We start from the raw sequence: 13,108 nt of genomic DNA, 5'->3' as shown, positions 1-13,108 counted from the left end.
CCCCGCGGGCCCAACGACGACCGGCTGCGCGCCGACAAGCCACCGCACTATGGCTGAGCGGGCGATAGAGCCGAACGACCCGACGGTCCCCGGCTCCGACCCCGAGCATCCGACGACCGGCCAGGTCCCCATCGTCTCGAACGCCGACGACGCGCGGCCGCCCATCCCCGCCGAGATCTGGGTCCTGCTCGTCGCGACCTTCTTCATCGCGATAGGCTTCGCGCTCATCGTTCCCGTCCTCCCGCAGTACGCGTTGAGCTTCGGCGTCGGCGCGACGCTCGTATCGGTGGTCGTGAGTGCGTTCGCGTTCATGCGACTCGTCTTCGCGCCCGGGGCGGGAGCCCTCATCAACCGGTTGGGGGAGCGGCGCATCTACGTCGCCGGACTGCTGATCGTCGCCGCCTCCACCGCTGCCGTCGCGTTCGCGCAGGACTACTGGCAGCTGCTCGTGTTCCGTGGACTCGGCGGAGTCGGATCGGTCATGTTCACGATCTCGGCGGCCGGCATGATCGCCCGCTACTCGCCGCCGCAGATCCGCGGCCGCATCTCCGCCCTCTGGGGTGGCATCTTCCTCGTCGGGAACATCGCGGGCCCGGCGGTCGGCGGGGCGCTTGCCCAGTTCGGCATCGGGGTGCCGTTCCTCGTCTACTCGGGAACCCTCGTGATCGCGGCGGCCATCGTCGGCATCATGATGGGCCGCGCCCACCGCATCACGGCGAAGAAGACGGCCGAGGAGGCCGGCCTGCACGACGCCGGCGATGACCGTGCGCCCGCGGCCAAGAAGCTCGAGCCGAAGTCGCTCCGCGAGGCGCTCCAGGACTCCGCGTATCGCGCGTCCCTCGTGTTCGGCTTCGCCAACGGATGGGCGAACTTCGGGGTCCGCACCGCGATCCTCCCGCTGTTCGTCGCGACGAGCATCAGCCAGGAACCGTGGGTCATCGGCGTCGTCATCGCGGTTGGTGCCGTTGGGAACGTCGTCTCGCTCCAGTACGCCGGCCGGAAGACCGACCGCATCGGGCGAAGGCCCTTCATTCTCGTCGGACTCGGCGTCTCCGCGGTCGCGATGTTCGCCACCGCGTTCGCCGGCGACATCGTCACGATGCTCGCCCTCAGCTTCGTGCTCGGGCTCGGCTCGGGATTGGCCGCGCCCGCCGAGCAGGCGGTCATCTCGGACATCATCGGCTACGGCCGCAGCGGTGGACAGGTGCTCTCCACCTACCAGATGACGCAGGACGCCGGCAGCATCCTCGGCCCCATCGTCGCCGGCGTCATCGCCGACCTGTTCGGCTTCACCTGGGCGATCATCATCTCCTCGATGATGCTCGCCATCGCCTGTCTCTCCTGGGTGTGGGGCCGCGAGACGTTCCGCTCGTCCTGAGCCGACCCACCGTCAGCGCTGGAAGCGCTGGAGGCGACGTGGCGCGCGCTTCGGTGGCGGCATCACGGCTGGATGCGACGTGCAGCGTCTGCATGCAGAGACAGGAACGCCGCCGGGGTGACCGGCGGCGTTCCTGTCTCTTCGCAGTGCTCCGAGCTGGTAGCGCTGCTGCGCTGAGCGCGGCGTCCTAGGAGCGGGTCTCGGGGCCCTCGCCCTGGAGCTTCGCGGGTGCCTCCTGCTGTGCCTTGAGAAGGTCGCGGATCTCCTCGAGCACGTCCTTCTCGGTGACCGCGGCCTCGACGGCAGGCTTCGGCTTGCCGTGGATGAGACGGTAGCTCATGTCGTTGAGCTTGTTGATCGGCAGGATGATCGCGAAGTACACGACCGCCGCGATCAGGACGAACTGGATGATCGCGGCGATGACCGCGCCGAAGCCGATGGGCACCGTGCCGATCGTGACCGTGGCGGCCGCGATGTCGTCCGCGTTGAACAGGGCGGCGATGACCGGGTTGAAGATGCCATCGACGATGGCGTTGACGATGCTCGTGAACGCTGCGCCGATGATGACGGCGACGGCAAGCTCGATGACATTGCCCCGCATGATGAATTCGCGGAATCCCTTCATGGGGTCCCCTTTCGTTCGGTGCTGGAGTGCTGAGTCGTGTCAGTTCAGGACGCGGCGGGGGAGCTGCTGCTGCTCGAGGCGGCGGCGGGTGCCGGTTCCTTCTTGGTCGCGGCGGGCTTCGCCTCCGCGGAAGTCGAGGCGGAGGAAGAGCTCGAGCTCTTCTTCGCACTGGCTGCGGAATCGGTCCGGTAGAAGCCGGATCCCTTGAAGGAGACGCCGACGGCACCGAAGACCTTGCGCAGCTTGCCTCCGCACTTGTCGCAGACGGTGAGGCTCGCGTCAGCGAACCCCTGCTGGATATCGAAGGCGTTGTCACATTCGGTGCAACGGTATGAGTAGGTAGGCATATTCTCGCTTTCGGGACCAGAACAGCATAATCGCGCGAGAGAGCCGGCGGGGAAATGCTTCAGAAACGCCGGATTCCCGATGGGGTGACGACCCCATCCACTCGCTCGTCGTGCACTTCGCGGGGAACGACCTCGAGGAGCTCGTCGTCGTAGACGACCGCGTAGACGGGCGGGCGGCCGGCCATGGAGCCGAGCGTGCGGTCGAAGTAGCCGCGACCCCAGCCCATCCGGTAGCCGTCCAGGTCGACGGATGCGGCGGGGATGATGAGCAGGTCGGCGTCGCCCAGGGCGATGGGGCCGAGGAGATCGCCCGTGGCCTCAGGGAATCCGAGCTCGTGCGGGCGCTCAGACTGCCCGTCGGAGACGACCCAGTCGAGGAGCCCGTCCTCCCGCGTGACGGGCAGCAGGACGGTGATGTCAGCTGCACCGGCCCAGGCGAGGAAGGGCCGCGTGCTCGGTTCGAATTCGCCCGACAGGTAGCAGGAGATGCGCGTCGCGCCGTGCTCGGCGACGAGCTGCTGCAGGCGGAGGGAGATCTGCTCCCCGTGCTCTGCCAGGAGCAGTTCCCCGTGGCTGCGGCGGCGCTGTCTGGTGTCGGCGCGGAGTGCTCGTTTCTCGGTCTTCGCATCGGTCGACATGGGAACGAGCCTAGCGAAGCGACCCCTCGCGGGTTGGGGAGAGCTTGGGCGAGAACCCGGAGCTCGTGCCGCAATGACGCGCCACGTGCACCTGCGTTTCGCGATGGCATTCGGTGGCCATACGATACGGCCTATGTCCTCGCGCATCACTAAGGCCGTTATTCCAGCTGCGGGCCTCGGGACGAGGTTCCTGCCCGCGACGAAAGCCATTCCCAAGGAGATGCTCCCGGTCGTCGACCGTCCCGCCATCCAGTACGTGGTCGAGGAAGCCGTCGAGGCGGGCCTGTCGGACGTGCTCATGATCACGGGGCGCAACAAGACGACGCTCGAGAACCACTTCGATCGTGTCGCCGAGATCGAAGCGCTGCTCGAGGCGCGCGGGGAGACGGAGAAGCTCGATCGCGTCCGCGCGGCCACGAATCTCGCCGATGTCCACTATCTGCGCCAGGGGGATCCGCTCGGTCTGGGGCACGCGGTCCTGCGTGCGCACCAGCACGTCGGCCACGAGCCCTTCGCCGTGCTGCTCGGCGACGACATCATGGCGGGCGGCTCGCTGCTCTCGCGCATGATCGAGGTGCACGAGGCGACCGGCGCGAGCGTCGTCGCGCTCCAGGAAGTCGACCCGGCCATGATCTCCTCGTACGGCGTCGCCGCCTACGACGCGTCGTCGAGTGTCGAAGACGGCGTCCCGGGGGCCGGGCCGGACACGATCCAGATCACCGGGCTCGTCGAGAAGCCCGCGCTCGAGGACGCTCCGTCGAACTACGCCGTCATCGGCCGCTACCTGCTGCGACCTGAGGTCTTCGGGGTGCTCGAGCAGACCAAGCCGGGCGCTGGGGGAGAGATCCAGCTGACCGACGCCCTGCAGGTGCTCGCCGCGAACCGCGAGGAGCTGGGTGGCGTGGTCGGTGTCGTCTACCGTGGTCGGCGCTTCGACACGGGCAACAAGCTCGACTACATCAAGGCGATCGTCGAGCTCGCCGTCGACGACCCGAAGCTCGGACCCGCGCTCAGCCCGTGGCTGAAGCAGTTCGCCGCCTCGATCGGCGAGTAGACTCCGCTTTCTATGAGCGCATCCGTCCCCACGCTGACGCACGGCCCCGTGTCGCTGCGTCCCATCAGGGTCCGGGATGCACGGGAGCTGGAGTCCGTGCTGCTCGCGAACCGCGAGTGGCTGCAGCCGTGGGAGGCGACGAGCCCGGGCGGCGGTGGCCGCTGGGATGTTCGGGGTGGTATCCGCTCGCTCCTCTCCCAGGCCTCAGCGCACACGGCTCTGCCGTTCGTGATCACCTACGAGGGTCGATTCGCCGGACAGCTGACGGTCTCCGGCATCAGCTACGGGGCCCTGTCATCCGCGACTCTCGGCTACTGGGTCGCACGTGAGTTCGCCGGCAAGGGGCTCGCGACGATCGCCACCGCGATGGCCACCGACCACTGCCTGCAGGGCCTCGGCCTGCACCGCATGGAGGTGTGCATCCGGCCGGAGAACGCAAAGTCCCTGCGGGTCGTCGAGAAGCTGGGCTTCAGGTACGAAGGCCTGCGTCGCCGCTACATCCATATCGACGGCGACTGGCGCGACCATTTCTGCTTCGGCGTCGTCCGCGAGGAGGTCCCTCAGGGCGTGCTGCGGCGCTGGCGCGAGGGTGTCGCAGACGAGCGCGAGGCGCAGGTGCCTCAGGCTGACTGGGAACGGACGGCGCAGCCCCTCGTCTGAATCGCCGCGACGCTGCGAGCGTTGATATCCGCCTGCTTCGCCGGTTGTCGCAAGAACTTCGACAATCTCGAATCAGACACTCCGCACCAATCGGGGTCGGCGGCTCGGTCCGCGCTTAATGTTGACGCCATGCAGTTCGGCAGCAGTCTCGTCCTCGCCCTGGCGGTGACGCTCTGGCTCGCCTATTTCGTGCCGACGTGGGTGCGCCGTCGCAACTACCTCGCAACCGAGGAGAACGCGATCCGGATGCAGCAGGCGCTCCACTCGCTCGCGAACACGAGCGAGCTCGGTCAGGCGCGTGTGCGCGCCGACGGTCGCAGCGTCGTCGAGCAGGAGCGACGCATCAAGCGCGCGAAGGCTGAGGCAGAGCGCGCAGAACGCGAACGCGACGAAGCCGCGCGGCGTGCTCTTCCGACGGTCGCCGTCCCACGCTCCATCGAGGACCGCCAGCGGGCCGCCCGCGCAACGCGTCGCGGCCGGCTCGTCACGTCCCTGCTCACGCTCGCCGGTCTCATCGCTGTCGGCGTGGGAATCGCACTCGGCTCGAGCATCGGCGTCTGGTGGGTGCTCGTCGCCGGCGTCGTGACCGTGCTCGCCGGAGTCGCGGGCCTCCAGCGCCTGGCACGCATCGCGAACGCGCAGCGCCTCGCGGTGCGCGCGGCGGGCGGCACGCAACGGGTGCCGCGCGCTGAGCGTCGCCCCGACTCGACGATCGACTTCTCCGTGAGCGACGCGCCCACCGTCGAGATTCAGCCGATTGCGGCTGCGGATGACGCTGAGCCGCTCGCGAGCTGGGTTCCGGTTCCCGTGCCGAAGCCGCTCTACCTCGAGCGCCAGCCAGTCGAGGAGCTGACAGCTGTCGAGAACACGGGGGACGCCTCCGGTCGTCCGGGGCCGGATGGTCCCGGTGGCGGCGTCGAGGTCGAGAAGGTCAACCACCTCGAGCTGCTTCGCGAGGCTGCTCGTCGCTCCGAGCAGAAGATCCGGGATGCACACGCGCAGCCGGGCATCGCGACGTTCTCGACGCGCGCATCCGCTGCGACGGAGGGCATGCCGCTTGCGCAGACCGCTGCCACCCGGGCGGGGCTCGCGCAGTCGTCGCCCGCGCTGAGCGAGGTCGTCCTGAACCCGATCGTCGTCGCCCCCGTCGAGAAGCGGCCGAGCCGCTGGGCGAGCATGGGAGTCATCGAGGAGATCGAACCCGGGATGGGCGACCTCGACGCAGCACTGCGCCGCCGCCGCGTCGGCTAGTTGCCGCCGGGCTTCGCGCCCCATCCACTAGTGTGGTCGGATCATGGCTTCACCAGTAGACGGCGATCCTTTCGCGCTGACCGACAACGCATCGATCGATGTGCCGAACGGCATCTTCGCGGCGGGCGACGAGACGCTTGACCGCACTGGCGCGACGAATGCGCGCCTGGTGCTCGGCGGCCCCTTCGCACGGTTCCGCGCGGCGCCGTCCGCTGCTCGCGTGAGCTGGTTCGTCGCGGCGGTCGCGCTCCTCGTCGTGGTCGTCGTCATTCCCGTTGCGATCGGCTCCTTCGCGACGGTCCGCAAGGAATCCCTCGCGGCCTCCACCGCTGCTCCCGACCAGCCAGCCGTTGTGGTGCTGAGCGCCGAGACTCTCGCGGTCAGCGCGCAGGTCGATGCCATCGAGCCCGCCTATGTCATGTCGAACGGCCTCGTCACGGATGAGTCGAAGACGAAGATGGGCGACATGCTGACCGAAGCTCGTGAGCAGATCAACGTGAATGATGCCGCCGGTGCTGCCACGACGATGGAGGCGGCCGTGCCGTACTTCGTATCGGAATACTCGCAGCGCGTCGCGACGGCCGCCGAGACGCAGGTCGAGGAATACGTCCAGTCCGAGTACGAGACCGACGAGCGCCTGGCCGAGCTGATCGCGATCGTTCGGGAGAATGCGGACGGGCAGGACCTCACGGCGCTCGTGTCTGCCGTCATCGAGATCCCCCAGGTTGTCGGTGACGCGCGCGCCGAGCACTTCGGGAACAGGAGGACGTACGTTCCACCGGCGCCCACGACGGCCGCCCCAGCTCCGACGAGTTCCGCAGCGACCCAGCCGCCCGCAACGGAGGCGCCTCAGCTGACTCAGGCGCCAGCACCCTCGCAGACGTCCGCTCCTGAGCCCTCCAAGGATCCGAAGCCCGAGCCGAAGCCAACCGGTGGGCCCAACTTCACGTCGGCCCCGAACGGCGACTAGCCGCCGCTGCGGTTCCGCTGCTTCGCGCGTCCGGAAGGCGCTCAGACGGTGAGGGCCCGCGCGCGGTAGTGGCCCGGCGTGACATCGAGGACTCGTCGGAAGGCATCGATGAAGGTGCTCGTCTGCGCGTAGCCGAGCGAGCGTGCCACGAGGGCGACGCTCGACCCGTTCGAGAGCTGCTCGAGCGCGGACTGCACTCGGACCATCTGGCGCCAGCTGTGGAAGGAGACGCCCGTCTCGTTCTGGAAGATGCGCGCCAGCGTTTTGCTGCTGACCTCGAGGGAGAGGGCCCACTCCTCGAGCGACGTGCGGTCAGCCGGTTGTGCCCTGAGCGCATCCGCGATGGGGACGATGCGCCGGTCACGAGGCATGCGGACCCGGAGATCGTGGCTGGCCGGGTCGAGGTTGTCGAACAGGACTCGTTCGATGTTGCGACGCTGCACCTGCGAGATGCCCTCGGCCGCGAGTCGTGTGAGGAGCTCGTGGAGCAGGGGTGTGACGGTGACCCCGTACGCTTCGCGCGGTCGGAGGTACGATTCGCGCTCCGAGAAGAATGTTGCCTGGAATTCGCACTGCGCCGATGCGCGGCTCGTGTGGGGTGTGCCCGCCGGGACCCAGACGGCGAAGTGCGGCGGCACGACCCAGGCGCTTCGTTCGACGATGAGCTTCAGGACTCCACGTTGCACGGAGAGGAGCTGGCTGACGGGGTGGGAGTGAGGTCCCCACTCGAGTGGCTGGCCGGATTCCTGCCGGGGCGCCGCTGTCGCCGCGGGGAGCAGCGACGCAGGAGGCGAGATGTCTGGTTTGAGCACGAGGGTGCGAGGGTCAGGTTGCCATGTGGGCAGCGGTCCGGCGGTGTGCATAATCTGACATGCTACACATGCTCGGACCGTTCCAACGCTCTTACATGCGAAGTCAAGAAGCGTACAGGAATTCTGTGCTTGGGAGCTCATCTTTTGGCGATGCCGAGGAGTGATGGCTGGTCGGCGCTGTGCTCATGGTCGACCGTCGGGCGCCCGCGAGATTGGCGGTGTCGGGCGCCTGGTGGTAGAGTTTCCGTTCGTCAGGGCCTATGGCGCAGTTGGTAGCGCGCCTCGTTCGCATCGAGGAGGTCAGGAGTTCGAATCTCCTTAGGTCCACCAGACACAAGAAGCCCGCCGGTCTCCGGCGGGCTTCTTTGTCTGCTGCTGTCCGGTCTCAGCGGACGTGGTTCTGGGTGGGCGTGAGTTCCGATCTTTGAGCTGCTGCGTTGGCGTGCCTTGCGCTCCCACCTCCGCGGTGACCCGTGCGGTCAGCACGAGCGGTCGGGGTTCTTGGATCGTCCTCTCTGCCGACGGCGCGATTGCCGGGAATGCCACCCGAATACGACCAGAGCATTGCGAATTGGTGCATTTTCGACGCGAATACCGCCGGTCTGATGGAGCGCGGCTGCGTCCCGGCTGCGCTTCGCTAGTCTCTGATCGTTCGAGGGGGAAGATGTGGATCAGCGCTGCGGTTTTCGGCGAGTCCTTGCGCCGCTGTCCTTGCTCGACGTTCGTCACCAGGGAGGCATTCGGACGTTGGTTCTTGGCGCGGGGACGCGGCGCGCATGGAAGCGCGCAGCGCGTGCCACCCGTGTGGGACTCGTCGGGCGTCGAATCGACGCGCCGACGGTGCGGGCAGTGGCGGCAGCCCTGAGGGAAGGCGGCTCGCTGCTGGAGACCTATGCGGTACGTCGTTCGACGCGCCGCCTCCTGCGCGCGTTGGGGGACGGGCGCATTCCGGCGCTGATGCCGACTCGGGTGCTCGCCGGGGTGACGGTGCTCGTCGAGTCCTGCAACCTGGACGGCAGCGCGGAGATCGCGCGGCTCAGCTACGCGGCACCACGCCAGGCCGGCGCCCAGGCCCGAGGCGGAGCAGAAGCAGCTCCGCCACGCGCGATGCGCGAGCCGGGCTGAGTGCACGAGTCAGGACGGCCAGCGCCGGTCGGATGCGCTCAGGCGGTCTCGCGATACCGCTTGGCGGCCGCGACCAGGTCCCGCAGCTCCGCCTCGGACGCCTTCGCTCCGTAACCCGGGGTGTCGCGCTGGATGCGCCAGCCCTCCGAGAGCGGGGTGAGCGCGAGGGTGTCGAACCCGAACTGGTCGTAGAGACCGCGCGCGAACTCCAGCGCCTCGTCGCTGTCGCTCGCCGCGACGAGCGCGCGACGCGAATCGGAGCCCGCTGGGCGAGCGTCGGCCGTGATGTCGGCTGCGGCGATGTGGTTGAAGGCCTTGACGACGCGGGATCCGGGCAGGTGCGCCTGGAGGAGCTCGGCAGTTGTGGTCGACTCATCGTCGAGCTCGGCGATGCTGCCGTCGCGCTGCGGGTAGTAGTTGTTGGTGTCGAGCACGATCTTGCCGGCGAGGGCGTCGACGGGGATGCTCTCGTACGCGTGCAGCGGCACCGTCACGACCGCGACGTCGGCGGCCTCCGCGACGTCGAGCGCGGTCGCTGCGCGGGCATTCGGTCCGAGCTCCGCCACCAGCGCGGCGAGCGTCTCCGGTCCGCGCGAGTTGCCGATGACCACGTCGTAGCCCGCCTCGATCGCCTTGCGCGCGACCTGGCTGCCGATGTTCCCTGCTCCGATGATTCCAAGAGTTGTCATGCTCGAGACAACTCGCGGACGTCGGCGGCTCTTCCGAGATGACACCGGGTGACGGCATGTGACGCCGGTAGAATCGCGGCGACACGGAGGAGCTGACATGGCCGGGCATCGCATCTACGGAACCGCGTTCGCGGACGTCTACCCCCACTACGTGGCGAAGGCGGAGCGCAAAGGACGCACCAAGGCCGAGGTCGACGAGATCATCCGCTGGCTCACCGGCTACAGCGAAGAGCAGCTCGGTGGCACGATCGAGACGCGCGTCGACTTCGAGGCGTTCTTCCGCGATGCGCCGCTCATGCAGCCCAAGCGGTCGCTTGTCACCGGGGTCGTCTGCGGCATCCGTGTCGAGGAGATCGAGGAGCCCCTCATGCAGGAGATCCGCTACCTCGACAAGCTCGTCGACGAGCTGGCCAAGGGCAAGGCGATGGAGAAGATCCTCCGCGCCTGAGGCCCGTGCCCGTCGGCGGAGTGCGGCGCGGTGCCCTCTGCCGGTAGCGTGAGGGTGTGAGCGCCCCGAACCCCGCAGGCAACCCGGCCACCTCCTCTCTCGGTCGCCGGCGGATCGGGGGCGGCGCGGGCTCTCGGCGCGGCGGACGCATCTCCGGTCTGGACCTTGCGAGGTTCCTCGCGCTCATCGGCATGATGGCGACCCACGTCTGGGTCACGAACGCCGACGGTTCGACGCCGGCGCTGGCCGCGTTCCTCGGCGGCAAGGCCGCAGCCCTGTTCGCCGTGCTCGCCGGCATCGGGGTCGTGCTGACGACGCAGCGACAGCGCGAGCGCCGAGCGTTCGGCGCCGCGGCCCTCAACGTCTTCGGGCGCGGCCTCGCCCTCATGCTGATCGGCATGACGCTGGGTCTCGTCCCCACACCGATCGCCGTGATCCTCGTCTACTACGGGCTCGTCTTCTGGCTCCTCGTCCCACTGCTGCGGCTCTCGAACCTCTCCCTGCTCATGGTCGCGACCGCGTGGGCGGGCCTGTGGCCCTTCCTCTCCATGCTGCTGCGGGCGCCGCTCAACGTGGGCTCTGAGCTCGGAACGCCGAACTGGTTCGACCTGGCACATCCGCTCGAGCTGCTCCGCGGACTCTTCGTGACGGGTACCTACCCCGTGCTCACCTGGGTGGTCTACGCGATCGTCGGCATGGTGGTCGGGCGGATGCTGCTGGCGGCCCGAGAACGAGGCACGATCCTGCAGCTGAGCCTCGGACTCACGGCAGTCGGCGCGCTCCTCGCGCTGGTCGGAGTCGGCATCAGCATGCTGCTTGCAGGCCCCTTCGGCGGCCTCAACTCGATCGGCGCCTCGACAGGCACGGGGGCGCAGGCCTCCGAGCTCTTCTACTCGGCGGCGTTCGGCACCACGCCGACGGAGAGCAGCTGGTTCCTCGCCTCACCCGCGCCGCACTCGGGAACGACGTTCGATCTCGCCATCACAGCCGGCACTTCGCTCATCGCGATCGGCCTGTGCCTGGCTGTCTGCCTCCGACTCGGCGACACGGCCATCCGCGTGCTCGGACCCGCGCTGGGCGCTGGGGCAACACCGCTCACCATCTACGCGCTGCATGTGGTCGTCGCGGGTGTGACCTACACGACCCTCGTCAGCGGAGGGTGGCTCGCGGAGGCCCCCGAGCTGTTCTGGCTCGTCTCGAGCGCCCCGATCTGGCTGATCCACGTGGCGGGGGCCCTGGCTGTCGGTGCGGTCTTCTTCTGGTGGCAGCGGCGCGGCCCGCTGGAGGCGGCCGTGACCTGGACCGGCCAGCGGTTCGCGGCCCTCGCGGCGCCCCGCGCCTCGCAGACGGTGGAATGAGCCAGCGCCGCCAGTACTGCTCGCGCTGTGCTTGGATTGCTGCATGCTCAGCAAGAACCATGACATCGCGGTCGGGGAGTGACCTCCCGGGTAGACCGGCGCGCGCGCATCGCAGTCGCGGCCATGTTCCTCACCAACGGGGCGCTCTTCGCGAATCTGCTGCCACGCTATCCGGGGCTGAAGGCCGAGCTCGCGCTGAGCAACGTCGAGTTCGGGCTCGTCGTCGCCGCCTACCCGAGCGGGGCCCTTCTCGCGGGGCTGGCGGCCGCGGCGCTCATCCGTCGCTTCTGGTCATCGCGTCTCGCCGTGGCCGGCACGGCCATCACGAGCGTCGCACTGTTCGCCGCGAGCTTCGCCCCAAACGGACTGCTGCTGGCGGCCGCCTTCGCGTTCGGTGGGGCGGCGGATGCACTCACTGACGTGGCGCAGAACTCGCACGGGCTGCGGGTCCAGCGTCGCTTCGGACGCTCCATCATCAACGGCTTCCATGCGATCTGGTCGATCGGGGCCGTGCTCGGCGGCCTCATGGGAGCCGCCGCGGTGGCGCTCCAGGTGCCGCTCCCGCTGCACCTCGGCGTCAGCGGCGCCCTGTTCACGCTCGTCGCGGTCCTCGCCTACCGGTGGATGATCCCCGGCCCGGAGCACGACGACGTCGAGGTCACGACGGCGGGGATCAGGGTCGTCAAGGCCGGGACTTCCGCTCGCGGCGGTTCGGCGAAGTACCTGGTGCTGCTCGCGCTCGTGCTGCTCACCGTGGCGGGCTCGGTCGTCGAGGATTCGGGCAGCACCTGGGCGGCGCTCTACCTCTCCGGTTCGCTCGAGGCCCCGCAGGCGCTCGCGGCCTTCGGCTTCATCGCGCTCGTCGGGGCGCAGTTCGTGGGGCGGATGCTCGGGGACCGGCTCGTCGATCGCTTCGGCGAGCGGCGGGTCGCGCAGGCGGGTGGCCTCGTGACCGCGCTCGGAATGGGCGTCGCGCTGCTGTTCCCGAGCGTCGGGGGGACGATCGCGGGCTTTGCGGCCGCTGGTCTCGGAATCGCCACGCTGGTGCCCGCGGCCCTGCATGCGGCTGATGAGCTGCCAGGGTTCAAGCCGGGCACGGCCATCACGTTGGTGTCGTGGCTCATGCGCCTCGGCTTCCTCGCCGCACCGCCCCTCGTCGGCCTGCTCGCCGACGCGACGTCGCTCCGCGTCGGGCTTATCGTGGTTCCGATCGCCGGAGTCGTGGCGTTTCTATGCGCAGGCGTTCTCGCGGGGCGCACTCGCCGATCAGATCCGACCTCCTAGGAGCAGGCATGCAGCAATCCATGGACCAGGTGTTCGAGATCGTCGCGGTCGTCGTCGAGGCGCTCGGCGCGTCGGCCATCGTCATCGGCATCGTCATCGCGGTGGTGCTCGCCGTGCTGGCGCTCGTGCGAGGAAAGGGCGGCAAGGTCGCCCTCGCGACGCTCCGCACCTCGCTCGGAGCTGGCATCCTACTCGGACTGGAGGTGCTCGTTGCCGCCGACCTCGTCCGCACGATCACGTCGAAGCCCTCGCTTGAGGACGCTCTCATCCTGGGACTCATCGTCGTGATCCGAACGGTGCTGAGCATGTCCATCCAGATCGAGATCGAGGGTGTGCTGCCGTGGCGCCGTGCTCTCACCACGAGCGGCGCACAGCTGCTGGCGGATCAGGTCAGAGCGGCAGGCCGTCCCGAGTCTGCAGGTGCGACCGGGGCCGGTGAGGGGCGCACCGTCGTCTGAGGTGCCGGGTC

The 13,108-nt window shown here is 68.8% G+C and carries 15 protein-coding genes and 1 tRNA gene; 11 read left to right on the top strand and 5 right to left on the bottom strand.

The annotated features are described in order from the left end of the window. Window positions 1–49: 49 nt before the first annotated feature. Complete coding sequence (locus C5E07_RS09750) at window positions 50–1,378, top strand: MFS transporter (RefSeq protein WP_104241824.1); 1,329 nt, start codon at window positions 50–52, stop codon at window positions 1,376–1,378. A gap of 187 nt (window positions 1,379–1,565) precedes the next feature. Here C5E07_RS09750 and mscL read toward each other — a convergent pair whose 3' ends face one another. The 3 genes from mscL to C5E07_RS09735 are packed head-to-tail and all read right to left on the bottom strand — an operon-like array spanning window position 1,566 to window position 2,988. Further along, entirely contained in the window at window positions 1,566–2,003 is a 438-nt protein-coding gene (mscL, locus tag C5E07_RS09745) for a large conductance mechanosensitive channel protein MscL (RefSeq protein WP_104241822.1), read from the bottom strand. 44 nt (window positions 2,004–2,047) lie between these two features. Further along, complete coding sequence (locus C5E07_RS09740) at window positions 2,048–2,350, bottom strand: FmdB family zinc ribbon protein (protein ID WP_104299300.1); 303 nt, start codon at window positions 2,348–2,350, stop codon at window positions 2,048–2,050. A gap of 59 nt (window positions 2,351–2,409) precedes the next feature. Continuing rightward, window positions 2,410–2,988 carry a 5-formyltetrahydrofolate cyclo-ligase gene (locus C5E07_RS09735; protein WP_104299299.1) on the bottom strand — a complete coding sequence of 193 codons (579 nt, stop codon included), beginning with the start codon at window positions 2,986–2,988 and terminating at the stop codon, window positions 2,410–2,412. A gap of 133 nt (window positions 2,989–3,121) precedes the next feature. Here C5E07_RS09735 and C5E07_RS09730 point away from each other — a divergent pair, with 133 nt between their 5' ends. The 4 genes from C5E07_RS09730 to C5E07_RS09715 all read left to right on the top strand — a co-directional run bounded on the left by C5E07_RS09730 (window position 3,122) and on the right by C5E07_RS09715 (window position 6,923). Next, window positions 3,122–4,042, top strand: coding sequence for a UTP--glucose-1-phosphate uridylyltransferase (locus tag C5E07_RS09730; RefSeq protein ID WP_104299298.1), 921 nt, complete (start codon window positions 3,122–3,124; stop codon window positions 4,040–4,042). A 12-nt stretch (window positions 4,043–4,054) separates the two neighbouring features. Then, a complete protein-coding gene (locus C5E07_RS09725; protein ID WP_104241814.1) occupies window positions 4,055–4,702 on the top strand; it encodes a GNAT family N-acetyltransferase in 648 nt (215 codons plus the stop codon). Window positions 4,703–4,831: 129 nt separating this feature from the next. Further along, window positions 4,832–5,953, top strand: coding sequence for a hypothetical protein (locus C5E07_RS09720; protein WP_104241812.1), 1,122 nt, complete (start codon window positions 4,832–4,834; stop codon window positions 5,951–5,953). A 43-nt stretch (window positions 5,954–5,996) separates the two neighbouring features. Continuing rightward, window positions 5,997–6,923, top strand: a complete 927-nt coding sequence (locus C5E07_RS09715; protein ID WP_104241810.1) for a hypothetical protein — start codon at window positions 5,997–5,999, stop codon at window positions 6,921–6,923. 41 nt (window positions 6,924–6,964) lie between these two features. On the opposite strand, the gene C5E07_RS09710 is transcribed toward C5E07_RS09715, so the two are convergent. Continuing rightward, entirely contained in the window at window positions 6,965–7,735 is a 771-nt protein-coding gene (locus C5E07_RS09710) for an AraC family transcriptional regulator (protein WP_181057909.1), read from the bottom strand. A gap of 254 nt (window positions 7,736–7,989) precedes the next feature. On the opposite strand from C5E07_RS09710, the gene C5E07_RS09705 reads away from it, so the two are divergent. Together C5E07_RS09705 and C5E07_RS09700 are read left to right on the top strand one after the other, a co-directional pair. Beyond that, window positions 7,990–8,065, top strand: a tRNA-Ala gene (locus tag C5E07_RS09705). A 519-nt stretch (window positions 8,066–8,584) separates the two neighbouring features. Next, window positions 8,585–8,860, top strand: coding sequence for a hypothetical protein (locus C5E07_RS09700; protein ID WP_146080563.1), 276 nt, complete (start codon window positions 8,585–8,587; stop codon window positions 8,858–8,860). Window positions 8,861–8,898: 38 nt separating this feature from the next. On the opposite strand, the gene C5E07_RS09695 is transcribed toward C5E07_RS09700, so the two are convergent. Next, on the bottom strand, window positions 8,899–9,549 hold the full coding sequence (locus C5E07_RS09695; protein WP_104299295.1) for an NADPH-dependent F420 reductase: 651 nt from the start codon (window positions 9,547–9,549) through the stop codon (window positions 8,899–8,901). 97 nt (window positions 9,550–9,646) lie between these two features. On the opposite strand from C5E07_RS09695, the gene C5E07_RS09690 reads away from it, so the two are divergent. The 4 genes from C5E07_RS09690 to C5E07_RS09675 all read left to right on the top strand — a co-directional run bounded on the left by C5E07_RS09690 (window position 9,647) and on the right by C5E07_RS09675 (window position 13,097). Beyond that, window positions 9,647–9,997 carry a DUF2200 domain-containing protein gene (locus C5E07_RS09690; protein ID WP_104299294.1) on the top strand — a complete coding sequence of 117 codons (351 nt, stop codon included), beginning with the start codon at window positions 9,647–9,649 and terminating at the stop codon, window positions 9,995–9,997. Window positions 9,998–10,053: 56 nt separating this feature from the next. Beyond that, window positions 10,054–11,355, top strand: coding sequence for a heparan-alpha-glucosaminide N-acetyltransferase domain-containing protein (locus C5E07_RS09685; RefSeq protein ID WP_104299293.1), 1,302 nt, complete (start codon window positions 10,054–10,056; stop codon window positions 11,353–11,355). A gap of 78 nt (window positions 11,356–11,433) precedes the next feature. After that, window positions 11,434–12,639: an MFS transporter gene (locus C5E07_RS09680; RefSeq protein ID WP_308471364.1), complete on the top strand. Its 1,206-nt coding sequence runs from the start codon at window positions 11,434–11,436 to the stop codon at window positions 12,637–12,639. An 8-nt stretch (window positions 12,640–12,647) separates the two neighbouring features. Continuing rightward, window positions 12,648–13,097: a DUF1622 domain-containing protein gene (locus tag C5E07_RS09675; protein ID WP_104241798.1), complete on the top strand. Its 450-nt coding sequence runs from the start codon at window positions 12,648–12,650 to the stop codon at window positions 13,095–13,097. Window positions 13,098–13,108: the final 11 nt, after the last annotated feature.

The organism is Pseudoclavibacter sp. RFBJ3 (assembly GCF_002931375.1).
Classification (GTDB): Bacteria; Actinomycetota; Actinomycetes; order Actinomycetales; family Microbacteriaceae; genus Pseudoclavibacter.
This window is presented reverse-complemented; position numbering and strand designations above follow the sequence as displayed.